At 38.0% G+C, this 26,696-nt stretch carries 16 protein-coding genes and 4 tRNA genes; 8 read left to right on the top strand and 12 right to left on the bottom strand.

From position 1 onward, the window contains the following. The first annotated feature begins 26 nt into the window (after window positions 1-26). The 4 genes from HQN83_RS11305 to HQN83_RS11290 all read left to right on the top strand — a co-directional run bounded on the left by HQN83_RS11305 (window position 27) and on the right by HQN83_RS11290 (window position 8,707). Window positions 27-3,371 (top strand): SusC/RagA family TonB-linked outer membrane protein, encoded by a 3,345-nt coding sequence (locus HQN83_RS11305; RefSeq protein ID WP_246254456.1) that lies wholly within the window; start codon window positions 27-29, stop codon window positions 3,369-3,371. Window positions 3,372-3,387: 16 nt separating this feature from the next. Beyond that, on the top strand, window positions 3,388-4,980 hold the full coding sequence (locus HQN83_RS11300; protein ID WP_173090441.1) for a RagB/SusD family nutrient uptake outer membrane protein: 1,593 nt from the start codon (window positions 3,388-3,390) through the stop codon (window positions 4,978-4,980). A 197-nt stretch (window positions 4,981-5,177) separates the two neighbouring features. Next, window positions 5,178-7,046: an alkaline phosphatase gene (locus HQN83_RS11295; RefSeq protein WP_173090440.1), complete on the top strand. Its 1,869-nt coding sequence runs from the start codon at window positions 5,178-5,180 to the stop codon at window positions 7,044-7,046. 113 nt (window positions 7,047-7,159) lie between these two features. Further along, complete coding sequence (locus HQN83_RS11290) at window positions 7,160-8,707, top strand: CotH kinase family protein (protein ID WP_173090439.1); 1,548 nt, start codon at window positions 7,160-7,162, stop codon at window positions 8,705-8,707. Here the strand turns inward: HQN83_RS11290 and HQN83_RS11285 are convergent. Continuing rightward, complete coding sequence (locus HQN83_RS11285; protein ID WP_173090438.1) at window positions 8,704-9,387, bottom strand: GNAT family N-acetyltransferase; 684 nt, start codon at window positions 9,385-9,387, stop codon at window positions 8,704-8,706. The two genes, HQN83_RS11290 and HQN83_RS11285, sit on opposite strands and share 4 nt — an antisense overlap. A gap of 117 nt (window positions 9,388-9,504) precedes the next feature. Between HQN83_RS11285 and HQN83_RS11280 the strand changes: the two genes are divergently transcribed. Further along, window positions 9,505-11,796 (top strand): alpha-L-rhamnosidase-related protein, encoded by a 2,292-nt coding sequence (locus HQN83_RS11280; protein ID WP_173090437.1) that lies wholly within the window; start codon window positions 9,505-9,507, stop codon window positions 11,794-11,796. A gap of 7 nt (window positions 11,797-11,803) precedes the next feature. On the opposite strand, the gene HQN83_RS11275 is transcribed toward HQN83_RS11280, so the two are convergent. Both HQN83_RS11275 and HQN83_RS11270 read right to left on the bottom strand, forming a co-directional pair. Then, on the bottom strand, window positions 11,804-13,162 hold the full coding sequence (locus HQN83_RS11275) for an FAD-dependent oxidoreductase (protein WP_173090436.1): 1,359 nt from the start codon (window positions 13,160-13,162) through the stop codon (window positions 11,804-11,806). Window positions 13,163-13,202: 40 nt separating this feature from the next. After that, window positions 13,203-13,367: a hypothetical protein gene (locus HQN83_RS11270; RefSeq protein ID WP_173090435.1), complete on the bottom strand. Its 165-nt coding sequence runs from the start codon at window positions 13,365-13,367 to the stop codon at window positions 13,203-13,205. Between the two features lie 112 nt (window positions 13,368-13,479). On the opposite strand from HQN83_RS11270, the gene HQN83_RS11265 reads away from it, so the two are divergent. Beyond that, window positions 13,480-14,400 carry a hypothetical protein gene (locus tag HQN83_RS11265; protein WP_173090434.1) on the top strand — a complete coding sequence of 307 codons (921 nt, stop codon included), beginning with the start codon at window positions 13,480-13,482 and terminating at the stop codon, window positions 14,398-14,400. A gap of 81 nt (window positions 14,401-14,481) precedes the next feature. Here HQN83_RS11265 and HQN83_RS11260 read toward each other — a convergent pair whose 3' ends face one another. Then, window positions 14,482-17,961 carry a PVC-type heme-binding CxxCH protein gene (locus HQN83_RS11260; RefSeq protein WP_173090433.1) on the bottom strand — a complete coding sequence of 1,160 codons (3,480 nt, stop codon included), beginning with the start codon at window positions 17,959-17,961 and terminating at the stop codon, window positions 14,482-14,484. A 1-nt stretch (window position 17,962) separates the two neighbouring features. After that, window positions 17,963-19,189 carry a GDSL-type esterase/lipase family protein gene (locus HQN83_RS11255; protein WP_217277376.1) on the bottom strand — a complete coding sequence of 409 codons (1,227 nt, stop codon included), beginning with the start codon at window positions 19,187-19,189 and terminating at the stop codon, window positions 17,963-17,965. A gap of 216 nt (window positions 19,190-19,405) precedes the next feature. On the opposite strand from HQN83_RS11255, the gene HQN83_RS11250 reads away from it, so the two are divergent. Then, the gene (locus HQN83_RS11250; RefSeq protein WP_173090432.1) at window positions 19,406-20,104 is read left to right on the top strand and encodes an energy transducer TonB; all 699 of its coding nucleotides are present in this window, start codon (window positions 19,406-19,408) and stop codon (window positions 20,102-20,104) included. Between the two features lie 94 nt (window positions 20,105-20,198). Here HQN83_RS11250 and HQN83_RS11245 read toward each other — a convergent pair whose 3' ends face one another. Beyond that, complete coding sequence (locus tag HQN83_RS11245; RefSeq protein ID WP_173090431.1) at window positions 20,199-22,121, bottom strand: peptide-N-glycosidase F-related protein; 1,923 nt, start codon at window positions 22,119-22,121, stop codon at window positions 20,199-20,201. Window positions 22,122-22,148: 27 nt separating this feature from the next. Beyond that, the gene (locus HQN83_RS11240; protein ID WP_173090430.1) at window positions 22,149-23,354 is read right to left on the bottom strand and encodes an ATP-binding protein; all 1,206 of its coding nucleotides are present in this window, start codon (window positions 23,352-23,354) and stop codon (window positions 22,149-22,151) included. A gap of 402 nt (window positions 23,355-23,756) precedes the next feature. Here HQN83_RS11240 and HQN83_RS11235 point away from each other — a divergent pair, with 402 nt between their 5' ends. After that, window positions 23,757-24,881 carry a Fic family protein gene (locus HQN83_RS11235; RefSeq protein WP_173090429.1) on the top strand — a complete coding sequence of 375 codons (1,125 nt, stop codon included), beginning with the start codon at window positions 23,757-23,759 and terminating at the stop codon, window positions 24,879-24,881. Window positions 24,882-25,149: 268 nt separating this feature from the next. Here the strand turns inward: HQN83_RS11235 and HQN83_RS11230 are convergent, their stop codons facing one another. The 5 genes from HQN83_RS11230 to HQN83_RS11210 form a co-directional block, all read right to left on the bottom strand. Then, window positions 25,150-26,043, bottom strand: coding sequence for a hypothetical protein (locus HQN83_RS11230; protein WP_173090428.1), 894 nt, complete (start codon window positions 26,041-26,043; stop codon window positions 25,150-25,152). A 150-nt stretch (window positions 26,044-26,193) separates the two neighbouring features. Beyond that, window positions 26,194-26,265, bottom strand: a tRNA-Glu gene (locus HQN83_RS11225). Between the two features lie 39 nt (window positions 26,266-26,304). Beyond that, window positions 26,305-26,380: transfer RNA gene (locus HQN83_RS11220), tRNA-Met, on the bottom strand. Window positions 26,381-26,428: 48 nt separating this feature from the next. Then, window positions 26,429-26,500 (bottom strand) — tRNA-Glu (locus HQN83_RS11215). 40 nt (window positions 26,501-26,540) lie between these two features. Further along, a tRNA-Met gene (locus HQN83_RS11210) sits at window positions 26,541-26,616 on the bottom strand. Window positions 26,617-26,696 lie beyond the last annotated feature (80 nt).

Here is a 26,696-nt window from a genome sequence, read left to right as displayed (position 1 = left end):
ACCTCCACCCATGTATCAGATTTATTATGAAGATATCTGCAATCACATTAATTGTACAACTTACCTTAACAGGGATGTTGTTTGCAAACAGCGCCAATAGTCAGGATTTGAACAAGATACAGTTAAACCTAAAATTGAAAAATGCAGGTTTAAAAGAATGTTTCCAAACCTTACAGAAACAAACTGGCATAAAGTTCTCTTTTGGAGAAGCGTTAGTTAAAAGAAATGAGAAAAAGACCAGCATCACTGCACGTCAGATTTCAATGGAAACAGCTTTAAAACTGATTCTAGATGAAACCAATCTACGTTGCATACAAATTGGTAATAACCTCATCATTGATGAAAAGCCTGCTCCACCTAAGCCCACAACACCAGCTGTTGAGCGAATTGTAACAGGTACCGTAACCGCCGATGACATTGACGGCCCTTTACCGGGTGTTACCGTTCAGCTAAAGGGAACAAACAAAAGAACGGCTACAACATTAGATGGCAAGTACAGTATTGCTGTTGACAATGACCAGTCTGTTCTTGTATTTAGTTATCTGGGTTATGTTGCCCAAGAAATCACCGTAGGAAGCTCTGCTAGCTTAAATGTAACCCTTAAAACCGATAGACAATCTCTAAATGAAATTGTAGTAATTGGCTATGGAACTGCTAGAAAACAAGATCTTTCTGCTGCTGTGGCAACGGTTCCAGATATGGACAAAATTAAAGATCGTCCGGTTTTGAATGTTGAAGCTATGATTCAAGGTAAAGTAGCTGGCGTAACGGTAGTAAACAACGGCGGCCATCCTGACCAGACCCCAAAAATAACTATCCGCGGTATAGGCTCCAGAAAAGACGAAAGTGCATTATATGTTGTAGATGGTGTTCCTAATGCCCCTTATAATCCTTCCGATGTAGAATCAATTACTATATTGAAAGATGCAGCATCTGCAGCAATCTATGGTGCTTTCTCTGGTTCTGCTGGGGTAATCTTAATCACCACTCGTCAAGCTAAACAAGGCGCTCCAAGTGTAGAATACAATAGCTTTGCAGGACTAAAAAGTGCCTGGCGATTACCACATGCGCTTACTGCAGAAGAAGAAGCTAAAGTATCAAACCTTGCTAATACAAATGCAGGGCAAAGCCCTCTTGATGGCTGGGACGCAACAAAAAACCCATATGCTCAAGTAACACGTACTGATTGGGTTGACGAAATTTTTAGAACCGGCTTAGTACAAAGACATAATGTAAGTATCAATGCAGGGACTGAGAAGTTCTCTAACCTGATACAAGGACGTTATGAAAAAGAAGAAGGAACACTGCTTAATACCTATAACCAAAACCTATCTCTGCGTTTTAACTCTAATTATCAGTTTAACAAAAAAATAAAACTACGTCAGGAATTGTTTTGGAACAATAATGACAAGAGAGGGACTTCAACCGAAAGCGGTTATAGCGGCACAATTCTTTCTGCTATTTATATGCCAAGTTCAGCTACCCCCTATTATGAAGATGGAACTTTCGGAGGTGTTGGACCAAGGGACTCTAAATATTTAGGTATTCATGGTGACGCTATTAATCCGGTAGCTACGCTATTAAGGTATAAACCTTTCAATAAAGGCAACGACTTACAATCTACGACAGAGCTCTCTGTTTCTGATATTATTAACGGATTAACAGTTTTCTCGCGTTTCTCATACCGCAAAACTAACTCTCTATTTAAAAATTTCGAACCAATCAGAACTGAACCTGGAAAACCAAATACTCAGAATCAGCTAACTTATGAATCAAACAATGGGTATCACTGGATTTGGGAAAGTACTGCGAATTACAATCGTACGTTCAATAGACACAGTATTGGCGCTATGATTTCAACCACTGCTCAAGAGAGTGGTAGACGCTTTTTTAAAACAGGAGCTAAGGGATTTGAGCTTGAAGAAAACTGGGCACAATTCTTCAACAATGCCACAATATTTGACCAGAATATCCCTGAAGATCTACAAGAGTATGATAGGAACTTATCTTACGTAGGAAGAATTTCCTATAGTTGGGCAGATCGCTATTTTGTAACCGGTAGTTACCGTTATGATGTAGCAGGCCGCTTAACAATAGGGCATCGCGGCAAAACCTTCCCTGGGGTTACTGCTGCCTGGAAATTAAGTTCTGAGCCTTTTTTCAATATTGAAGGTATAGATCTTTTTAAAATTCGTGCTAGTTGGGGTAGAATTGGAAATATTGCCTCTATAGAGGACAAAGCATACGGATATCCAAGATTAAATGCCGATTATACTTATCAGGTAGGCGATGGTGCTCCAAGAAGCAATTCGCTTTCTTTAGGAAGTTTATTTAATCCGTTATTATCATGGGAAACCTCTCAGCAAAGTGACATAGGGTTTGACTTATCATTATTAAAACAAAGATTATCAATCACCGGTGATTATTTTAATAAGCTAACCTATGATCTAATCAAAACCCAAGATACAGAATGGACAAACACTTACGGTCTAGGTGCACCTCTAATTAATCAAGGAAAAATTCGCAACACAGGGTATGAGCTTGCAGCATCCTGGAAAGATAATGCAGGATCACTAAGCTATGATTTCGGCGCCAATATTGCGACTTTAAAAAATAGAGTTGATTATATAGACCAAAACCCTAATTCCTTCTTTTTACACACAGACAACTGGAGATCCGTATTAAACCCCTTCCGTTCAGTCGTAGGCCAACCTTACTATTCTTATTGGCTTGTTAAACAGGAAGGTATTTTCCAATCAGATGCTGAAGCAAATGCTTATGTAAAGGATGGAAAGAAAATCCAACCAGACGCAAAAGCCGGCGATTTTAAATTCAGAGACCTAAATAATGATGGAAAAATTGATGATGGCGACCGTTCTTATATGGGAAGTGCGGCTCCAAAATTAACCTATGGCTTTACAACCAATCTGGCTTGGAATAACTTTGACTTCAGTATGTTTTTACAAGGAGTAAGTGGTGCAAAACTTTTCCATGCATTCAAACAATCTACGCTAAATGGATCAGAACAAGGATACAACAGATGGAATAAAATCCTTGACGCCTGGACACCAGAAAACACTAACACTGACATTCCACGAATTTCAGCAAGCGACAAGAATAAGAATTTCCAAACTGTATCAGATTGGTACCTTGAAAGTGGCGATTACTTACGTATCAAGAGCATTATTATAGGTTACACATTCAAAAACATGCCTTTTAAGTCAAACTTAAGAATATTCGTAGGTGCAGACAATCTTGTAACCTTTACCAAATACACTGGAATGGATCCAGAGGTAGGCGGCATTGGACTTGATGGTGGCCAGTTCCCACTATCTCGTATCTATTCATTTGGACTAAAACTTAAACTTTGATCAAAGTAATTCAATCATGAAAAATAAACTTAACTATATATTAGCGGCCTTACTCCTTTTATCGGTAAGTGCCTGTAAAAAAAGCTGGGTAGATAACAAGCCATTCGGAACACCATCAACAGCATTTTTCTGGCGTACTGACGCAGAACTAACAAAAGGTGTAGCCGCCTTATATGTTCCAATGCGTTATGAATCAACCTGGGGAAGAGATTTATTCTGGGTACAAAATGCAAGTGATGACCTTATCGTGGGGAGAACAAAAGCAGATGGTGAGAATATCAAAAACTTTATTCCAAGTGGTAGAGAAGGTTATTTAACTGGTGGATGGAATGACTTATACTGGATGCTAAGCAAAGCAAATGATGCCATTAAAGAAATACCCAATGCGAGCAAAGCTAGTGAAGCCATTCGTAACCGATCTTTAGGAGAAGCTTATTTCGTACGTGGCTTCGCTCATTTCTGGATTGCATATATCTGGGGTCATAAGGATCAAGGTGTACCATTTGATGCCGTTGAAAACCCGGAATATGGTAAAAGAATACCGCCGCAACTAAAATCAGTAACTGATAACTATGCGCAAATTATATCCGATCTAGAAAAGGCAGCAGACTTACTTCCCTTATTTGAAAGCTATGGCGGTTCTGATCGCGGAAGAGCTCATAAAGCAGCAGCCTGGGGATATATGGTAAAAACCTATGCTTATTGGGCTCAGTACGACAAGAGCAAATGGCAACAGGTTCCTGCACTTTGTGATAAAATAAAGAATGAAGGGCACCGTGCGCTGATTACAGGTAAAACGAATGGCAAAGAAAACTACCAAAGCGTATTTACGATTGCTAACAACTGGAGTTCTGAATACATTTGGTCTGTAACATCAGGAGTAGAAGGGGGTTCTGAATTCCCAGGTGTAAGCCTTGAAAATAAAGGATGGGGAATCTTCAATGGTTGGGGATACTTCCAGCCAACACTGGAACTTTATAACGAGTATGAAGCAACCGATCCTAGACGCGAAGTTACAATTTTAAAGTTCGGAGATAAATTCAAATTTTTTGGGCAGGAAAGATCGTACTATTCAACTAATAGTCTTTCAGGCTTCCAAATCAACAAATACATGGAACCTTTTGGTTATGGTTCTAATGGCAATGCATCCACAAACGATAAAATTAATCCGAGTGGAGATTATCCTACCACAATGCTTAACCTATCATTAATGCGCTATGCAGAGATTCTTTTATTTAAAGCTGAAGCACTAATTGAGCAAGGTAAAAATGGAGAGGCTGCTGCACCATTAAATGAACTAAGAACAAGAGTAGGTTTACCTTCTATAAGTTCCCCTACTATGGATGATTTGAAGCATGAACGTCGTGTAGAACTTGCTTGTGAGTGGACAGATAGGCTACAGGATTTAAAAAGATGGGGAGATTTCGCTAAAATCAACGCCCCACTTCATGGTCGTGATCATACAGACAAAACAAACCCTAACTCTCCTTTTGTAGTTAAGGAAGTATGGCCTGCGCGAACTTTCACCGCTAAAAAACTTGCATGGCCAATGAGCCCAGATGAAGTTACAAGAAGTAACGGTGCTTACAAACAAACACCGGGCTGGTAATAAATCAGTATAAAAAAAGGGTGTCCGAAAATTAAACGGGCACCCTTTTGCTTTTATTAAAACCATCAACCACCTAATCAAACCATTTGCTAGATTTACATCACTGATCTGCGGTAAGATCCAATACAATAGATCACAGCAATCCTAAGCGTATATAAATGCAATACCAACCATATTGCAAACAACAACAGATTAGAATGAAAACAGAAAAACCGATCCAAAAAATCATTACAACAAGCCTCTTTGCGCTATTATTCACCGTAAACGCTACCTATTCACAAGCTCAGGAAAACACTAAAGAATCAAAGTATTCCTTATCGAACGCTCATTCTCACAACGACTATGAAAATGACATTCCCTTTCAAAGAGCTTTCCAAAAAGGATTTGGTTCTATTGAAGCAGATATCTTTCCTGTAAATAACGAATTACTGGTTGCACACAGCAAAGATCAGCTCAATCCTTCCATTACCTTATATGGCACTTACCTAAAACCGGCTATAGCGGCTTTACAGAAAGATCCAAATCGCAAACTACACCTACTAATCGACATTAAAGAGAACTATCCTGTCGCTTTAGCAACATTAGTTAAGCAGTTAGAGCCGCACAAAGAGATACTTAAAACAAGTACTCATGCCGGTCAGCTAACCATTACAATAAGTGGATCCAGACCAAAACCTGCTGACTACAAAAACTACCCTGATTACATTTACTTCGATGGAGAATGGCCCCTACAGCATACCCCTGAAGAGTCTAAACATGTAGACTTAGTCAGCTTTCCATTCACTAATTATAGCAAATGGAACGGGAAAGGAAGATTAGATCATGCGGATTACACAAGAGTCAAAAACCTTATTGATAGTGTTCATGCAGAAGGTAAAAAGATCCGTTTTTGGGCAACTCCTGATACAAAAAGCACCTGGTTAGCCTTAATGAATCTTCACGTAGATTTAATCGGAACAGATGTTATCGAATCATTCGGAAACTTCATAAAAGACCTCCCTAAAAACATCTATACTAATAAAGAAATTCACAAAGCTTACCATCCCACTTATCAATCAGATGGCAAAAATGGTAAAATAAAAAATGTCATCCTGCTGATTGGTGATGGAATGGGGCTTACTCAAATATATTCTGCATTTACAGCAAATCAGGGCCAGCTTAATCTATTTCAGATGCGCAATGTTGGTCTTTCTGTTACTAATGCTGCTGACACTTACATCACAGACTCAGCAGCTGGCGGAACAGCAATGGCAGGTGGCAAGAAAACGAATAACCGTGCCATTGGAGTGGATTCAACAGAAAAACCCCTGAAATCACTAGCCGTTTACGCAGCAGAAGAAGGTAAAAAGACTGCTATTATATCTGTTGGAGATCTTGCTGATGCTACCCCGGCAGCATTTTATGCACATCAGCCAGACCGTTCAATGGAACCTCAGATTGCACAAGACATGCATACTTCAGGGATCAACATGCTCTTGGGCTCTGGTATTTCCAACTTCAAGAAGAATTTAAATGGCACAACTGCAGTTGAATTGTTAGAAAAGAAAGGCTATACAGTTGCTTACTCTTTTGAAGATTTCAAAAAAAGCAATGCCGATAAACTTGTTGGAATTGTTACTGATAATGAAACAAGACCTAAAATTGAAGGTAGAGGAGAATTTTTGACTGAGGCTTTTTTAAAGGCAACTCAACAATTTTCTAAAGCCCCTAAAGGTCTATTTATGATGTTAGAAGGCGCACAAATCGATCATGGTGGCCACAGAAATAACCTTTCACAGGTAATCACCGAAAACCTTGATTTTGATAAAGTTATTGGCAAAGCACTTGAATTTGCAGATAGTAATGGAGAAACGCTAATAGTAGTTACTGCTGATCATGAAACAGGGGGACTTACCTTACTTGATGGCGATATTCAATCGGGCTATGTATTGGGCGAATTTTCTACAAATGACCATACTGCTGTTCCTGTCCCTGTTTTTGCCTATGGCCCTCACTCAGATGATTTCAAAGGCGTCTACTCAAACACAGAAATATTTAAAAGACTGTTAAAATATATTCAGAAATAATCTCTTCAATTAACACAGCAAATAAATAAAAAACACATAAACCACTGACATGCTAACAATTAAAAACAAAGCATAACTTATTTTAGCTATTTTAGATAAAATAAGGGGTTAGCATGAACAGAAAGTTTTTTATTTATTTGCTTTTAACAGTGGCAGCTTATGGTTGCAAAAAAGATAAAGTAGTTACCGATGTAAAGGAAGTTGTCGTCGAAAAAGACACCGTTGCACTTTCTTTTGTTAAAATAGAAAAGAGTAAAAACCTGGGGAAAGTTAACGGCGACATTTATGGTGTGATTTCCGGAGATGAGATAAACCTACTTGTTCCCGAACTACTTAAAAATAAGAAGTTCATCACGACATTTGCGACAAAAAATGCAAGTATTACTGTTAATGACACAGTACAAGTCAGTGGAGTAACTTTAACGGATTTCAGCAAATCTGTTAAATACAAATTAACCTCTCCTAAGGGTACTACAAAAATATATAAATTTAACATCAAGTACTTTACGGGTATTCCAATCCTATATCTGAATACCGTTGACTCTGTTACATCAAAAGATGTTTATGTTACCGGAAATTTGATTGTAGATCCTAATAATCTTGATAATCCCGAAAAACTAAACATCCCATTACAAGTAAAAGGGCGTGGAAATAGTACCTGGGATAAGCCTAAAAAACCATACCGCTTAAAACTCAATACTAAATCCCCCATTTTAGGTATGGAGACAGCTAAAAACTGGGTACTATTGGCAAATTATTCCGACAAAACATTGATCAGAACAAGTATTGCATTTGATCTAGGTGCTAAAATAGGAGCCGATTTCACACCGAAAGGACGTTTTGTTGAACTGGTCATGAATAACTACCATGTAGGTAATTATTTTTTAACAAGTCAGGTTGAAGTAAATGAAACCAGGGTTAACATCACGGAGTTAAAAAAGGGAAACACATCGGCAGATGAAATAACAGGAGGTTATTTGCTTGAACAAGATAAAAGGCTCGATGAAAAATTCTGGTTTAAAACAACAGCAGATATACCTTTTACGATTAAATCTCCTGATGAGATAACAGAAGATCAGTTAACCTACATTCATAACTACATTCAACAAACCGAAGATGCCATCTATTCTGCTGATTTTGCAGATCCAGAAAAAGGGTATGCAAAGTACATTAAAGTAGAGTCTTTTATTAACTGGTTTTTAGTTCAGGAGCTACTGAAAAATGAAGATGCAAAAGAGTTTAGCAGTAATTTTTATTACAAAGAGAGAAATGGCAAATTAGGCTTAGGTCCATTATGGGATTTCGATCTCTCCTGTGGCAATAACGACTACTCTAATTCGCGCTACCCTACCGGTTGGTGGGTAAAAGATGGACCTTGGTTTAGTCATTTATTCAAAGACCCGGCATTCAGACAAAAGGTTAAATTACGTTGGAACCAGATTCGTGGTAAAGAGATTAATGAAATTACTTCAACAATAGATAAAACAGTGGCCTATATTGACTTGTCACAAAAAAAGAACTTTAATAGATGGCTTATTTTAGATCAGTATGTTTGGCCAAATCAGTTTGTATTAGGAACCTACCCTAAAGAAGTTGCTCAGCTTAAAGCATGGCTAACAGAAAGAATAGCATGGCTGGATAAAGAGATGAATAATCTTTAACTTTTCTTTATAACATAAGCAATCATCTCAGTTCTTATATCAAAGCCAAGCTTTTTGTATAACTTAACGGCACCATGATTATCATTTCTTACATGCAAAAAAGGCGTTTCTGACTTAGCCAATATCCTTCTGATTTGCTCACGAATTAATTCATAAGCGTAGCCTTTACCAAAGTAATCAGGATGCGTACATACAGCGCTAATTTCAGTAAAAGGTGTTGGGTTAAACCTATGCCCTGCCATTGCAATCAAATCCTTACCATTAAATACACCCGTATAATTACCTAGTTCAATTGTTCTTGAATTAAATGGCCCCGGTTTAGTTAACTCAACAAGTGCAGTCATTTCCGGAACATGTGACTTATCTAAATCCTTGAAATCTATATGTATTCCTTCCGGAACTTTTTTAGATTCATAAATCATCTGAAACATATCGATGTGAGTAACAATGCGCCATTGATCAGGAATATTTATTGGATCAGTCGTAAAAACAATAAACAAGCTTTCCTCGGGACTGTTTTCATAAAGAGTGTCAAAATCAGACTTCGAATTATCCTTCAGTCCGGCGAAAGAAGCCACATCTTCTAAGTAGTATTTCACATCATCAGTTCCTCTCGAAAAAATGCTATGAGCTGAAATTAAAGCATTGTAAATAGGATTATCTAAAATATGTTCCATCATCTAAAATGTCAAGACTGTAAAGATATCAAAAAGTTAAAGCAGATAATTCTAACATAAGTTTTACCATAGAACACATATTAATTATTTAATATTGTTAAAACCGACCAAATATACCCTATGCAACCTTTTAACAATTTTATCCTCGCTATACTCTTATTAACCCTCTCTCTAAATGCAAATGCACAATCACTTAACCCTCCATCCGATTTGCGGGTTGATTTACTTTTAAATACTGATAAAGTATGGAAAAACGGCCTGCCTGTTGCAGTATCATTACAGCAGGCAAAGCAATCCACTATATCATACCAGATGGCTCGTATACCTAACCAAACCCCGTATTTTTCATGGGTAATTAATGATCATTTGGAAGGCAGTTTCCAAACTGCATATAGGATTCTTGTTGCATCTTCCGCAGAAAACCTCAAAGCGAATAAAGGCGATTTTTGGGATTCAGGAAAAGTAATTAAAAGCCAACAGACAGGAATCATTTATAATGGGCGCAAGCTTAATCCTAATACTGTTTACTATTGGAAGGTAAGAACCTGGAACAATAAACAAACTGCTAGTGATTTTTCACAAGCTAGCTCATTTATTACCGAAAGCACCTTAAAGCCCTACCAAGCTGCTCATCAACCACTTGTAAAATCATTACAAAAACCCGTTTTCAGTAAACAATTAAATAGCCTTAGTACTTTATATGATTTTGGAAAAGATGCCTTTGGTCTATTGAAAATGCGTATCAGCTCATTATCTGATGGAGATACTATGTTAGTCCACATAGGGGAAGCAATAGACTCCCTTCGACGTGTTGACAGAAAGCCAAGGGGTACCATTCGCTATCGTTTAATAAAATTGCCTTTGCTAAAGGGAGAACACAGCTACGATCTTAAGTTTTTAGCTGATGAACGCAACACCGGATCGAAAGCCATACTCATGCCAGATTACATAGGAGAGGTACTTCCCTTCCGATATGTCGAACTAGAAAAAAATGACAAGGTTGTAATTGAGGTACAGCGTTATGTTGTAAACTATCCATTTAACGACCAGGCCTCGTCATTTAAAAGCTCCGACACCCTTTTAAACAAAATCTGGGATTTATCTAAGCATACTATTAAAGCCACTTCTTTTACAGGCTTGTATGTTGATGGTGACCGCGAGCGGATTCCATACGAAGCAGATGCATTAATTAATCAGTTATCACACTATGCCTCTGATGCTGAATTTAACATGGCTAAAAGATCTTTAGACTATCTGATTTATCATGCTACCTGGCCAACCGAATGGTCATTGCAAAACCTACTAGTAGCCTGGAATGATTACCTCTACTCTGGCGATATCAGGACTGTTCAACTACTTTATCCTCAATTAAAACCCAAACTATTGCTTGCCCTTGCCAGACCAGATGGTCTAATAAGTACCAAAACCGGTAAACAAGACAGTAGCTTTACAAAGTCCATTCACTTTTCTACTTTTAATGGAGAAACTGTACTAAAAGACATTGTAGATTGGCCGCAGAAAGGAGGTTTTGGACTGCCTCCATCCTATCCAGGCGAAACGGATGGCTTTGTGTTTACAAATTATAATGCAGTCGTTAATGCCTTTCACTATCAGGCCTTAATTTGCATGAAGGATCTAGCTGAGGCATTGGGTGAAAAAGAAGATGCTATTTTTTATACCCAGCTGGCTAAAAAAGTAAAACAGGCTTTCCAACATAGCTTTATAAATCCAACCACGGGAACAGTAAAAGACGGCGAAGATACCATGCACAGCTCATTACATGCCAACATGCTCGCACTTGCTTTTAACCTGGTTCCTAATGTGAACAAAGCAAGTGTAATAGCTCATATTCGCACAAGGGGAATGGCATGTAGTGTTTATGGAGCGCAGTTCCTCTTAGATGCACTGTATGATGCAAATGAAGCAGAATATGGATTACAGCTTTTAACATCAACAGATAAGCGCAGCTGGTACAATATGCTACGTTCTGGCTCAACCATGACAACTGAAGCATGGGATACTGATTACAAAAATAATCAAGACTGGAACCATGCCTGGGGAGCTGCCCCAGCTAACATCATTGTTAGGAAACTTATGGGGGTTGAACCTTTATCTCCCGCTTTTGGAGTTATACAAATAAAACCACAACCGGGCACACTTAACTCAGCCGAGCTTCAATTATCCACCTTACATGGAAAAATAAAGATAGCATTTAATAAAACTCCAAAGCAGTTTCAGCTAAAAGTCAGCATTCCTCCCAATACAAAAGGGCTCGTATACTTACCAAGGCAAACTGAAAGTGACCGCATACTCATGAACGAAAAACCATTAACAACAACACAAGATGGCAAATTTTGGGTAATCAGAGATGTTAAATCTGGCACGCATACATGGCAAGTAAGATATCAGTAGAACACAATTAAATTAAACTAAACAAATCATTAAATGCTTCCGTCATCGATGGATGAGTATATATTGCCTCTCTAAGCGTTTGAAAATCTAAACCTGCATTTATTGCAATTTGAATAGTGTTGATCATCTCGTTTGAGTCTACGCAGAAAAGGGTGCAGCCTAATACTTTATTAGTATTTGCATCTACTATGGCTTTTAACACACCATTGGTTTCATTTAAAATCCTAGCTCTTGGCACAGCAGAAGCAGGAAGCTTTGCCACCTTAATTTGGTACCCTTTTTCAATCGCTTCTTTTTCTCTTAAACCAATATGAGCTAATGATGGGCTAATAAAAACTGAAAATGCAACCTGCTTCCTATTAGAAATGGAAGTATAACTTCCACCAAATAGTTGGTCTTTAATAATTCGAAAATCGTCTAAAGAAATATAAGTAAACTGAGGTCCTCCATTTACATCTCCCAGAGCCCAAATATTAGGTTGATTCGTTTTTAAAAATTCATCTACTACTATATATCCCCTTCTATCCTGTTCTATTTCGGCATTAGCAACCTTTAGACTATCAACATTAGGTCTTCTTCCTGTTGCCATAAGTACTGCATTTGCCTGCAGTTCGATAAGCTCACTATCTTCACTTTTATAGTCAACCTTAACTAAATCATCGTTCAAGTCTTCTATACTTTCAACCTTTACTCCATTAATAATATTGATTCCCTTTGCTGTCAACACCTTCAGAATCTCATCAGAAATATCTTTATCCTCCCTCGGCAAGAATTCTTTACTGATATTTAGCAAAGTAACCTTGGCACCAAACTTTGCATACATATCTGCAAATTCCAATCCTATAAAACCTCCACCTATAACCACAAGTTTGTCTGGCAAGCCAGATTGTTCCATTAAGGAAGTACTTGTGAATACTCTTTTCGAAGAATGAACACCCGGAATTGGTGGAATATATGGTAGTGTACCCGTATTGATGAAAATTCGATCAGCATGAATAAGCATACCCTCAGCTACACCTTCTTGTTTTACAACAACCTCATTGGAAGAGATAAAAGAAGCTTCTCCGGTAATTACAGTCGCTAATTCCAAGCCATCTATATTTTGGAAGTTTTTAGCTCTTAAAAAAGCGGTAAGATCATTTTTTGTCTGGTACGCAATATTATAAGGAACCTTCTTTTCAGCACTTACAATTAGTGCCTTTGTTGGAATGCATGCGATATTAATACAGCTTCCACCATACATTTTTTCTGATTTTTCAATGAGCGCTACCTCTTGTCCATGTTTTGCCAGATAACCAGCCAGTGTTTTCCCCCCCTTTCCAAAACCTATAATTAAATTCTGATAATGCTGCTTAATGGCTTTCATAACTAGTATGTTTTATACTAATTTAATGAAAAACAACAAACTATTTATTTAATAAATGAATAGCCCATCCTATTACAAAGAAGCCCAATCCGGTAATAACTGGGGGCAAAATTACCTTTGGCCCTGATACTCCAATATAAATTATGGCAACTCCTAAAACGACTAATAAAAATACCGCAACATTTAAAGCTACTTTTTTGTTCATATACTTTCCATTTAAATAAAACCCTATAATAGAATTTCTTTGTCGCTTTTTTACTATTTCTTCATTTTTAAGCGCAATAACTTTACGCTAGTTAAACTATATGCAAATTACTATGAACAAAATTCTACTTAAAAGAGCGCTTACACTATGTATAATAGCTCTGACTCTGTTAACTTCGTGCAAAAAAGGTGATGCTGGAGCTGTTGGAGATAAAGGAGACAAAGGAGATACTGGTGCAATAGGCGCCACTGGAGCTGACGGGACCAAAATATATTCAGGAATTACAATCCCCGATCCTAGTATTGGTAAAACAGGAGATTTTTATTTAAACCTTAACAATGGCAATTTTTACGGCCCTAAAACAGCTAACTGGGGAACTGCTACTAATCTCAAAGGAGCGAACGGAACGAATGGGACAAACGGAGCTACAGGGGCAGCTGGCTCTAAAATTTACAGTGGAAACACTACTCCCGCGGTAAACCTGGGGGTTAATGGCGACTATTATCTAAATACAACCTCCTATTTGTTTTATGGCCCTAAAACCAGTGGGACATGGCCTGCTCCAATAAATATGAAAGGTCCAAAAGGAGATCCTGGTACAGCAAACGTGATTTATTCTGACTGGTTTACCCCTACAACATATACGAACACGGTCATTTTTGATATAAATACATTAGCATATGACAAGGCAGAGCCTAAAATAACTGCTGACATCCTCAACAAAGGTGTTATATTGGTATATGCCAAATTAAATGGTTACACTTCTTCTCTTGGCCTGGTGGATAAACCGGTACAACTTCCTTATCAGCTAACCTATACTGTTGGTGGTACAGTATACACTGACACCTGGAGCTTTATTACGAGTGTTGGTAACATAAGAATCTCTTTCGTTAATGATAAAAACTTCTATACTGCAATTAACAACATCCACCAGTTCAGGTATGTTATTATTCCTGGTGGCGTTTCTGTTTTAGGCAATACAGACATTAGGAATTATGACAAAGTAAAAGAACTCCTTCAATTAAGGAACTAACTCTACCTATGTTCTAATAAATTAACGCAGTATTTTGAAAAGACAAACCCGCTTTACAATAGTAGAGCGGGTTTGTATCTATTATTGCCCCATCACCAATCTGGTTTGAGCCGCATCATTAACAGCATCTTGTAATTGAACACTTAATACACCATCCTTTACCACTGAGCGATCAATAGCTAAGATTATTTGTTGGATACCCTGAGGAAGATTGGTAACCACACCATTATCAGTAAACTTCAAAACAGCTTGACCTGCCCAGGCAGTTACACCCGATGTAGTGTTTAATGCCAACTTAACATTCCCATTATTTAATACTTCTAAATCGAACTTTAAGAAGCTATAACGCTTATTATTCACCTCTATAACAGGTAAATCAACAACTGGTAATTCTCCTGAAACCTTACTATACAAAGGCACCAATGGTGCTTTAGTATTTGCTTTGGTAATTAGATCTAAACCGCCCGCACTAAGTTTGGTTCCTAACTCTTTACTTGCTGTTACTATTCTCCATCTACGCACATAACGCTCATTTGGAACACGAAATTTACCGGTTTCACCAATTTTAGACAAGAAAGCAACCAAATTAATAAACTCTTGCTTATCCAAATTAGTCGTCAATCCTGGCGGCATTAATGAACCGGGCACCTTTTCAATTACTTTGATCTGCGTTTTAACAATGGCTATTTCCTTCCCACTCATATCTCGTATAACCACGTTTGTATTACCATCACTTATCAAATACCCTAAAACTTCAGACCCATCATTTTTAACAACCTTCTTCAGTTCAAAACCCTCTTTAATAGACTGGTTAGGGTATAATATAGAACGGATAATAGTTTCTACAGGGGAACTTGTTCCTAAACTGCTCAAATCCGGCCCAATACGACCACCTGCACCACCAGTTGCATGACAGGTTTGGCAACTAATTGCCGTTTTTCGGTATACAGCTTCGCCTAGTTCGGGATTACCCAAACCTTTTACTTCGCTAGCCAATTTGGCAATTTCCTGATCATTGGGTTGCTGTGGAGTACGCTCAGGAGGCAAAATCCCACCCGAAGCTTCCAACGCCTTTTTCAGACTTTTAACATCTTCATCATTATTTCTACTCGCGGCCAATTGACTTTGCATAGCTTGACGGGCTGCTTTTGCGAAACTTACAGGGATCTTTTTAGCACTAACCGCAGCAGAAAAAGCATTCACGCTTTCCTTACTAGCCAATAATGGCTGGAACAACTCTGTAGCATCTGTTTGGGCAGGTAGGCTTTTTAATAAAGCAACGGCCATATTACTGGCTTCAGTAGCATCAACACTAACCATTTGCGCCGTAGCCAATATTCTTAAATCCGTAGGATTTTTTGCAGTGGTCAATTCCAATAATGATTTTTTCGATTGAGTTGAACTTATTGTCGCCAGAGAGTTAAGAGCAGCTTTCTTAATATTTTTGTTCTCTTTTTTAGCAAGGCTAGCCAACCTTGGGATTAAGCTTTCCAACTTCCACAGGCCTGCTAAACGAATTGCACCAATCGCTTCAGACTCATCTTCATTATCCAAAAATGAAGCGATATGATTTAAATTCTGATCAGGCTTTAAATTCCGCTGACGAATAACATCTTCCAATGTAGCCAACTGCGCTGTTATACTTTTATCATGTTTATGATTTCCCTCCAACGCTATATTGAAAAGTATATTCAAATCAGCAACCTTACCATATTTGGCAATCGAGCTTAAAACATCTTTCTCATACTCATCCGGCACCTTCCCTTGTTGATAAAGTTGAACCAATTGCCCTACCGCATCCACATCACTTACTGATTTTAAAGCATACACCGTTTTCTTAGCATCTCCTAAAAAGAAAGGATCAGCTTTAACCTTTTTTAACCATACTGACTCCAATTCTCGGGTAGTTTGCCATAATGCAAAGTCAAGAAACTCATCCATTGGTTGCTCTAAAGCTTTCAATGCAATACGTTCTGCCTCGGGTGTATTTAATTTGCGCAGGGCGATCACAGCTTCCAAACGCACTTGAGCATGCTTATCCGTTATTGCTTTTGATAATATCGCCTGCACATCCGGAACCTTGTTATACCAAAGTTGAAGCGCTCTCAAAGCAGCCGCTCTTGCATTATGAGATTCAGCATTCAGCAAACTATTCAGTAATTTTTGGTTAACCACATCTAAGGATTGATATACCCAAAGTGCTTCCAATTGCTGATGCTCATAGTTTGCATCCTTTTTATCCAAATTATCCACCCATTTTTCCAAAGCCGGAATAACATTGTTAGCTCCACGATTTTTCAACACCTGCTTAGCTTGTGAACGTGTCCAATCTTCAGGCAACTTCAAAGCATCCAAGAGCTCATCAATGCTTGCCTTACTCAATTTAGGAACTTTAACTAGCGGCCTATTTTTAGCAACAATACGCCAGATACGCCCATGCTGCTGATCACGACGAGGATCATAGAAATCGACCTCACCATGCTGAATGATAGGATTATACCAGTCTGCCACATAAATTGCACCATCCGGCCCTACTGTAATATCGACAGGCCTAAATGCTACATTATCTGTCCACATCAAATCCTCCACCTGTTTCGAGGCATAACCACTTCCCTGTTCTTCCAGCTTAAAACGATTGATGCGATTGGCCCTAAAATCATTCGTAATAACACTACCCTGCAATGATTCAGGTAAATGACGGCCTGAAATCACATCCAATCCACTGTGTTTAGGTTGGCCCGGATTTAAACCACGAATAGTCCTTTCGGCACCCAAAGCAGTCACAAAAGTTGCACCCGGGAAGGAATAATTTATACCTTCGCCACCAGCGCCATCTGTTAAGAAAGACTGTCCCCATTTATCAAACTGTAACCCCCAGGGATTAACCAAACCTCTGGCATACACATCCAGTTCTAAAGTTTGAGGTTGCAATTTCCAAACGCCTCCTCCTTCCAGTCTTTTTGTGCCAAAAGGAGTTTCCACGTGGCTATAGATGTAAATAGATTGGTTAAAATAAAGTCGGCCTTCTGGCCCCCAACGGAAAGTATGAATCAAGTGATGAGTATCACCGGTTCCAAAGCCCGTTAGAACTTGTCGTCTGGTGTCTGCCTTTCCATCGCCATCTGTGTCCTTTAAATGTAGAATTTCTGTTGAATTGGCTACATAAACACCGCCATCACCAGGTAAAATACCCGTTGGTGTCATTAAACCTTCTGCAAATATGGTAGACTTATCAGCTTTACCATCACCATCCGTATCTTCTAAAATAAAAATCTTATCATTCGCTTGCTCCCCAGTTTTTAAATGCGGATAAGCAGTACTGCTCACTACCCATAAACGTCCATCTTCGTCCCAATTCATTTGAATAGGCTTTGCCACCATCGGCTCAGAGGCAAATAAGGTAACTTCAAAACCATCGGCCACTTTAAAAGACTCCTGCTCTTTCTTAGGGTCCGGATCTGGTTTTTCTTTATCAAATTGGTAAACAGCTGCCGTAGCTAAAATAGCCACTGGAATCATCATCACCCCACAAAACACCTTGATTGAACGTTTAATTTTCATCTTACTTTACTGTTACAATTTGATATACGATAGATTTTGGCGCGCTATTTAAATAAATTTGATTTTCCAGCCAAACCATAATATATTCTAAATCAGCTAACCCCTCCTTATGTCTGCCTTGCTCATAGGCTCTAAAACCAGTGATATAGGTTTCATTCCAAGGACGATACTGTTGAAAAAACAAATCATTCTTTTTGTTAATTAAATGTTGAATCTGCTTTGTCTGATCAAAAACACCACCCTGCTTAATTTCAATACCAGTCTCCCAGCTTTTTGCCGAAGCAGTGATCAGGGGTACATTATCTGCCGTTAAGGTATAAAATCCCTTTTTTAAGCCGCCTATTTTGATAGTCCTCTTCTGTTCAATTTTGGACAATTCAGCAGCCAATAGTGGCAATGGCAAGTAAGACTCTGCTATCGTAAATTTCATCTGTTGAGCTTCTGAGGGGAATATTTTTACCGGCGCTGCAGCCTCGAGACCCGATTTTAGCACCTGAAGATTTATCACCTGAGGTTGTGAAACTAAACCTAACCCATGTTCTAAAGCAGTAGCCAACAGATAGTATCCTGCTTCATTTAAATGGATACCATCCTCGGAAACTTTAGTTTGCTTTTGAAAATCGGTCACGGGGTTATACAGATCGATAAACTGCTTATCCCGAGCCTTCGCAATATCAGCAATAGCTTTAGCATAAAGTTGTAAATCTTTATTTCTGGATTCCAAAATATCAGCTGGTATTCCAGAAAGTACCGGAATGGGAGAAAGTAAAATAGCTTTAGCGCCTAGTTCGTCGGTTTTATCCAATAATTTATTTAAACCATCCTTAAATTTATCCAGTCCGGCAGCACCATCTTGCGCCTCTACACCACCATAAGCTATAAATATTATTGTAGGTTTAGCCGCGGTAATTTGCTGCATTAAAGTTTCGTAGGCCGTTGGAGGATTAGTAAAATGACTGCGTGCTTGCCCAAATACATTATCGCCCTCCCAGCCAAGGTTGCGGAAAGTCACTTTTTTATCTGGCCAACGTGTGGTTAATGCCAATTCTAAATAGCCATTTTTATCGCTTTCAAACAACGAATTGCCCAGGAAAACGACGCGGTCACCATCCTTCAATTCAAATTCCACCGTCTTTCCTGCTTGATTTTGCGCCATAACAATAGACGGCATAGCAAAGAACAATAATAAGACATAACCAAACGTGGTCGACAAAGCGATCTTTCTCATGTATAGTTTTAGGTAATTTCCTCAGAAATTATTGTTAAAAATGCGATTTATATAGGTCGCATAATTGTACAAAAAACTTTTCAAATTATCATCCTGTTCTCTAGGTTACCAATTGTATCAATCTTAATAGATTAGAATTTCAAAAATTGATGTTGCATTAATACCATTTCAAGGTATTGGTTAAATTAGTCAGCTCTTTATATTAGATTTGTAAACATGAAGATGCTCATCACTATTTTAACACTCTTTCTTGCACAAAATACATTTGCACAAAAACTAGATACCATATGGTATAACAATAAATGGAAAAAAACGCAGCAAGTAAGCGAAAGACATTTTTTTAGAGTAATCGAAAAATTAGATACAGACAAATACAAAGTCAAGGATTATTTTGAAACCGGATCCCAACAAATGGAGGGTTTTTTTTCATCTCTAGACCCCGACATAAAGAATGGCGATTTTAAGTATTGGTTTAAAAGTGGAAAAAAACAAATGGAAATCACATATGAAGCCAACCAAGCGATCCAAGTTTGCGAATACAATGAAGAAGGAGAAATTACCAAAGAATGGGAACGGATTCCTGTAATTAAAGTAGTAAATGGAGAAACTGTAACAGAATTTCGGCTACTTCAACGTTCGCCAAAATTTCCTGGAGGCACAGAGGCTCTTAATGAATTTATCGCAAAGAATATCAAATATCCTAAAAAAGGTTCTAACATCAAGGGTCAGGTTGTTGTTCAGTTCAAAGTAAATATAGAAGGCGAAGCCATAAACCCCACGATCGTCATCAGTTTAACTCCAGATTATGATCGGGAAGCCATTAATTTGATAAAGAAAATGCCTACATGGGAACCAGGTAGGCAAGGCGGAAAATTGGTTCCAATTACACTTTCACTACCGATTAATTTTAATTAGAATTTCAGATACTTAAAGGTTATTCATTGTTGTGCCTCTTACTGTGATTCTCATAGATTGTTGCTTATAGAGCTACATTTACATACTTTGATCTTTACCGTCCTTTATTGATCCGTCCTTTAAACTTACTGATACCGTCCATAAAAGCTTCCACAATTATTCTTCCTGTAGGAAGATGCTTAAGATCATAACTGAATACAGCATTCTTAACAGATTTGTATTCATGTTTTTGCCATACAATACCATCTACCGTGATCTGCACCGTCATGTCACTTAGCTTGTTGGAAACCACGCTCAATTGCGTTTGGTCAACTACTGATCTTGGAAACATGGAAAACGCATAACGAGCTATTGTGCTATCTACTTCAAAGCCCGGAACTACCTTAAAACTAAACATTTCACCGTTCCCGCAATCACTCTCGAAAGCATGGATAAGATTTCCCTTCATATCAAATAGGCGAAGATAACCATCTCCATTTTTAGGCTGTGCCCAGAATTGTAATCCATTACCGGCTGTGTCGATCAGGTGAAGGGAATGGGTACCCGCCGAAAGGCGTATGGTATCAGTATAAAGTGTTACAGCAGCTAACTGTGATGCTGTTTTTTGAAAAACAGTATCTTGTTGGGCATTTACAAGAAAAATACTGTTGTCTTTAGGTTGTTTATTCGTAAGAAATTGCAGGACAAATTCTGAAGGGAATTTCTCTGGTGCAGTGAAGACAGCTTTCATTTCATTATCCGCTGACCATGCATCTTTTTTCCCGTTAGGTTGGATAAGCATTACATTAAATACATTTTCGCCATCTTTTTCCTGAATTTCTCCCGGTAATACAACCTCGGCTACTTTATTAAAAGGAAGGTTTCCTTTCCAATGGAATGTTTTGGAGGGGAACCCATCAGTTCCATACACAATTGTGAGCGAACGAATCGGATCGGCACCAAGATTCCTAAAGGATATATGAGGGCCGGAACTGGCCGGGTTTAACCGGGAAAAACGTTGTTCATCGCTGGGAACCATAATGGATTCAACCGCCACATCTATTTTTTGTGTAGGTGCTGAATAATGAAACAAATAGGCTGAAATATTTTCAACCGCCTGTATGTTCTCAGTAGCTGTGTAGGGTTCCATCTGCAACGAAACCTTATGGCTTCCCGGCTTTGTAAATACATCGATCACATCAGGCTGTTGTAAATCACCCGGACACCAATACGCCCGGTCGAATATCCAGGTGCCCCCTTGGGGATACAGCGGATTGTTGCCACACTTTTTCCACATATCCCTCCTATCAACTACTTTTCCATCCAGCACGAGTTCACGCCAGCGACTACAAAACTCACTGCAACCACGTGGTTTGTCCATACCATGCCCGGTATGCTGCATACGTATCCGACTTAACGCCGCACCACTTATCAACTCATAACTTATCGGCAGCAAATTCTCTTCAATCTTCTCTTTCGGATCTCCATATTTATACGCTTTATTCCACAAGGTTGTTATGCCAAGTGGTGTAACAACAGGAGGACCGGATAGGATTTCAAAGTCTATGGTAAGTGCCCAGCCTACAGTTTTATCCTCATAACCGGAATGTACATAAACAATTTCTACACTATCACGAAGGAAAGGAGCGAAATCGGTAACATCAACCTGCCATTTCCAGCTCCACCCTTTATTGTAAATACTGCCATACGGTGTAAGCATCCTGCCCAATTCGTAGTTAAGCACCTGACCATGTGCTCCACCTTTTCGTCGCAGTACAATATGATCCAAGTAATCCCAATGTGCAGTAAGCAGGCCATCTGGACTTCCTAGCGTAACATGCATGGTCACTTTCCTTATGGGGTAATCAGCTTTAGGGAATACGCTCCATGCAGGGTAGGGATTTTCTCCCTTACCACCAGGATCGCAAATAATAGTAGCACGGCTATGCGTAACAACATGACTTATCTCTGACTTTTGAGCCCCAGCTCTAAGACAGATGATGAGGCAAAATAAGGTAAGTATCGATTTTAAGTTCATTAGTCTGAAAAATTAATAGTTAAGAAACTATATAGTCATCATTAAAAAATCAATCAGGTTTTTCTGCAGTATCCCCCCGTGATTTTCACCTAGTATAGCATCATTGAAAGTAACCACATATTTAGGATAATTGTCTTGAATCTCTCTAAGATTTCCAAATTCACGTTCTATCGTTTCCTCATGATAAAGCGTCAAACAAACCTGCACATAGATTTTAGTTCCATTTCTATCTCCGGTAAAATCAATCTCCTTATTGCCTAATTTCCCTACATATACCGTATAACCTTGATGGAGGAGATGAATATATACTACATTTTCCAATAGCTTATGAAGATCAGCCCGTTGATTAAAACCAAGAATAGAATTCCGTAAACCTATATCTTCAAAATAATACTTTTCCCCTATTTCAAAGATTTTCAAGCCACCAATTTCCGAGCGAACTACTTTATGAACAAAATAGGCATTCACTAATGCTCTGAGATAATTGATGGTCAATTGAGGGGAAATATCTGTTTTCTGAGATTTCAAATACTTACTAATATTGCTTGCCGAAAAGAGTGAGCCCATATTATCAGCCAGATAGGCTACTAAATTTTCCAAAAAAGAGACATTTCGTATATTCTCACGTGCCACTACATCCTTTAAAAGAATGGTTGAATATACGTTACGCAAATACTCAAAAGGCGTATCATCTTCCAAGTCGAGGTTTGCTAAAAATGGCATCCCTCCATATTTCAAATATTTCAACAAACTTTCGAATGAATTTTCGAGTCCATGAAACTGAAGAAATTCTTGATAATTCAAGCTATGGATATGAAAAGCCACATACCTTCCTGAAAGATATGTAGCTAACTCACCTGACAACATATTAGCATTACTTCCTGTACAATAAATATCATAAGTATTCTTTGCCAACAAACTACGCAACGAACGTTCAAAAGAGGCAATTTCCTGCACCTCATCAATGAATAGATAATTAGGTTTACCTTCAATCCATTTATCCTTTAAATACTCATTTAGCTCAATATTACTTATGATTGGAATAAAATCTTCCATCTCCATATTGATGTATATAATGTTTGCATCAACAACCGTATTCCTAATGTGGTCCATCAGTTGCATCATTACATAGCTTTTCCCTACACGTCTTTGACCAGTAAGTACTTTAATCACCTGCCTATCAATAAATGGGATAATACGGTTTGTATAAATAGGACGTTCTATCAATTTCATCTCACAATAGTTTCATGTATATCGTATATACAATATAAATATAAACAAAGTTTCATGTATACCGTATAAAAAACAAGAAAGAGGAAAGAGTTTCATTTATATCGTAGATGCGATTCCTGATTATATGAATGGAAATTTCTGGGGAAATGAATAGGATCTCTTTAAAACTAAAAACCCACTCTACTTATCGTAAAGCGGGTTTTATAGCCCAAGCGTTACATTTTTCGAACTCTTTTAATGACGATTTAATGCTTTTAGCTAAATTAGGTGGCAGTGACGTTGAGACCAAGTGTTACCCTCGCATTTAACCAAACACCTCCTAAACTTAAATAACCGCTCCATTATTTAAGTTTTTCCGCTGTTTACTTAAATAAACATATCTTTATTTAAGATTTATTGAAAATGAACAGATACAATTCAGGAAAGCAAATAAACCAGGGATATTACAAAAGTTTCCAACCGAATCTGATAAACAGAGAATGGCATCTTGATAATATGGAAGTAATACAATTGTTGAGTAGAGCTGATAGACATGTAGGACGACTAGATATGTATTCCGAATATGTGAACATAGAATTATTCATACGAATGCATATTGCAAAAGAAGCCACCCAATCTTCGAAAATTGAAGGTACTCAAACAAATATGGAAGAAGCCTTTTTAAGTAAAGACGAAATAATTGCTGAGAAAAGAGATGACTGGGAAGAAGTTCAGAATTACATAAGTGCCATGAACGAGGCCGTAAAATTACTACACCGCCTACCTTTTTCGTCTCGTCTGATTAAGCAAATTCATAATATATTATTACAAGGAGTTAGAGGAGAGCACAAGCTCCCAGGGGAATATCGAAGTAGTCAGAACTGGATTGGTGGGGCAACTCTGAATGATGCAATTTTTATTCCGCCAGTACATACATCAATCGATGAACTTATGTCTGATCTAGAGAAGTTTGCAAATGATGATTTAAACCCATTACCCGATCTAATAAAAATTGCTATTATTCATTATCAGTTTGAAACTATTCACCCATTTTTAGACGGAAACGGCCGTGTTGGTAGGCTTCTTATCACGATTTACTTGGTAAGTAAAGGAATTCTTAAACAACCTATCTTATATCTCTCAGACTTTTTCGAAAATAACAGGCAATTATATTATGATAACCTCATGTTGGCAAGAACTCAAAACAACATATCCCAATGGCTGAAGTTTTTCTTAACAGGGATTATAGAAACCGCCAAGAAAGGCGTCACTACATTCGATGCAATTCTTCAGTTGCAAAAAAGCTTAGAAATAAAACTGAAAACATTAGGTAACCGAAATATAAATGCGCAGAAGGTAATTGATTATTTATATACCCAGCCTGTGATTAATGTCAGCAATGTTGAAGCCATCATCCAAAAATCTTATGTAACAGCTTATAAACTGATTAATGATTTAGAACAACTAGAGATTTTGAGCGAGATATCCGGTGCTCAAAGAAACAAGCTTTATGTTTTTAAAGATTATCTTGACTTATTCAAAAAATAGATAATAATCGGCTCCATTACCTTAGATAAAAAAACCTTCAGGTTTCTGAAGGCTCTCTTAATAATTTTCATGAAATAAAATCCCATGTTGTTCCTAAGGTGGGAGAAGTAGCCCGTAGGCTACAAATATCGAACTCTTTTAGCGACGATTTAATGCTTTTATCGCACCTTGGAAATGATCCGACAATAGAAGTGTGAGATACACAAAACTCATTAGACGTCTATAAGCTAACAGTAAAAACGAGAACATACGGAAACCTGTCAAAAGGTCAATTTGTCCAATTTTCAATTTTTCCGTTATCATCCACCCAAATTTCTAAATAAATATCCTCCGATATAGGTTTCCCATTGTTTTTAATAATATCAAATCTGAGGCTTTTTAATGCTTTGAGCATGGTACCGGTACAATAATCGTTTTCTTTTCTTTCCTGTGGGTCGATTTTTTCCCCTGACTCATACCTGTGCATATTAATTTCCGAAACCTTGCCATACTCGTCGATTGTTATCAAATACTTTTCAGAGCAATCACAGTCATCTGAGGTCTTCCATTTAATCCCTTTGAGCTTTTTAAACAAAATATCAGAGATTTTAACTTTATACTCTCTATTGATGGCTTTTGGATCGTCAACATAATTATTTACATTCTCAATATTTGACACATTGCCATTAGAAATATTTAATATTTTCTCCTCTTCATAAATAGTACTGAAAACGCCATCCCATCTTACTATTTTACTTGTCAACGGAAAATTCAGGTCGCCAGAAAACCAATTAATAAACACTTTGCCATTTATAAGTCTATCTCCGAAAATTAAATGCATCTTCTTTAGTGAGGTTCTTTTATCTATTAATGTTTTCCGAAGGCTGCCACAATCGATAATATCCGCAAGAAAAAGACTATCATTCTCTATTTTATAAATAGCTTGGTAGCCTCTCCAACAATTAAAAGAACCTCCGTCACGAAAACTCAACCCAAATAATTGCTCGCGAGGCCCCTGCTCATGTTTTTGCAGATATTGCTCAATAAGTAGATTATAAGTTGCGATAGTATCATTTTTATAAATAATATAATCTGGTAGTTGTGGACTAGCAAAAATATTTAAAGACGAATGTATAAGAATAACTAGTACGATACTCACTTTAACCTTAATAGAACGTTGCATATAAAAATCAGGTTGATAGTTTTATAATTGGAATATAACTAAATATATGCAAACAAAAAATCCTAGGAATTAAAAAACTACTTCATCTTCTAGCAATTCCTTTGAAACAAAAAAGCCGTTCTTCTTATCGAAAAACGGCTTTTTGTTTTGTAGCCCGTAGGGGAATCGAACCCCTGTTTCCAGAATGAAAATCTGGCGTCCTCACCCCTAGACGAACGGGCCATTTTGGTTGCCTCAGCTGTATTAAAGCTGCGAACCTTTTGGTAGCGGGGACCAGACTCGAACTGATGACCTTCGGGTTATGAGCCCGACGAGCTACCAACTGCTCCACCCCGCACTATATCTTTTCAAAAAAAAATCGCTTATTTACCTTAAAGCGATTATGTAGCCCGTAGGGGAATCGAACCCCTGTTTCCAGAATGAAAATCTGGCGTCCTCACCCCTAGACGAACGGGCCATTTTTGGTTGCCTCAGCTTTACTAAAGCTGCGAACCTTTTGGTAGCGGGGACCAGACTCGAACTGATGACCTTCGGGTTATGAGCCCGACGAGCTACCAACTGCTCCACCCCGCACTATATACAATTTGGAGTCTTTATTAAATCCTTAACTCTTCTTCCGAATTGGAATGCAAAGATATAATTCGTTTCTTTGC

Origin of the sequence: Pedobacter foliorum, from assembly GCF_013266735.1 — a bacterium.
GTDB classification, from domain to species: domain Bacteria; phylum Bacteroidota; class Bacteroidia; order Sphingobacteriales; family Sphingobacteriaceae; genus Pedobacter; species Pedobacter foliorum.
Note: the sequence above shows the minus strand (reverse complement) of the source record. Positions and strands in the feature narration are given on the sequence as shown.

What these genes read in the sequence shown, in the direction of transcription:
- HQN83_RS11230 (WP_173090428.1), bottom strand. Translation starts at nt 26,043, where the DNA reads ATGCAACGTTCTATTAAGGTTAAAGTGAGTATCGTACTAGTTATTCTT.
- HQN83_RS11270 (WP_173090435.1), bottom strand. Translation starts at nt 13,367, where the DNA reads ATGAACAAAAAAGTAGCTTTAAATGTTGCGGTATTTTTATTAGTCGTT.
- HQN83_RS11285 (WP_173090438.1), bottom strand. Translation starts at nt 9,387, where the DNA reads ATGATGGAACATATTTTAGATAATCCTATTTACAATGCTTTAATTTCA.
- HQN83_RS11260 (WP_173090433.1), bottom strand. Translation starts at nt 17,961, where the DNA reads ATGAAAATTAAACGTTCAATCAAGGTGTTTTGTGGGGTGATGATGATT.
- HQN83_RS11245 (WP_173090431.1), bottom strand. Translation starts at nt 22,121, where the DNA reads ATGAACTTAAAATCGATACTTACCTTATTTTGCCTCATCATCTGTCTT.
- HQN83_RS11280 (WP_173090437.1), top strand. Translation starts at nt 9,505, where the DNA reads ATGCAACCTTTTAACAATTTTATCCTCGCTATACTCTTATTAACCCTC.
- HQN83_RS11255 (WP_217277376.1), bottom strand. Translation starts at nt 19,189, where the DNA reads ATGAGAAAGATCGCTTTGTCGACCACGTTTGGTTATGTCTTATTATTG.
- HQN83_RS11265 (WP_173090434.1), top strand. Translation starts at nt 13,480, where the DNA reads ATGAACAAAATTCTACTTAAAAGAGCGCTTACACTATGTATAATAGCT.
- HQN83_RS11235 (WP_173090429.1), top strand. Translation starts at nt 23,757, where the DNA reads ATGAACAGATACAATTCAGGAAAGCAAATAAACCAGGGATATTACAAA.
- HQN83_RS11300 (WP_173090441.1), top strand. Translation starts at nt 3,388, where the DNA reads ATGAAAAATAAACTTAACTATATATTAGCGGCCTTACTCCTTTTATCG.
- HQN83_RS11250 (WP_173090432.1), top strand. Translation starts at nt 19,406, where the DNA reads ATGAAGATGCTCATCACTATTTTAACACTCTTTCTTGCACAAAATACA.
- HQN83_RS11240 (WP_173090430.1), bottom strand. Translation starts at nt 23,354, where the DNA reads ATGAAATTGATAGAACGTCCTATTTATACAAACCGTATTATCCCATTT.
- HQN83_RS11275 (WP_173090436.1), bottom strand. Translation starts at nt 13,162, where the DNA reads ATGAAAGCCATTAAGCAGCATTATCAGAATTTAATTATAGGTTTTGGA.
- HQN83_RS11305 (WP_246254456.1), top strand. Translation starts at nt 27, where the DNA reads ATGAAGATATCTGCAATCACATTAATTGTACAACTTACCTTAACAGGG.
- HQN83_RS11295 (WP_173090440.1), top strand. Translation starts at nt 5,178, where the DNA reads ATGAAAACAGAAAAACCGATCCAAAAAATCATTACAACAAGCCTCTTT.
- HQN83_RS11290 (WP_173090439.1), top strand. Translation starts at nt 7,160, where the DNA reads ATGAACAGAAAGTTTTTTATTTATTTGCTTTTAACAGTGGCAGCTTAT.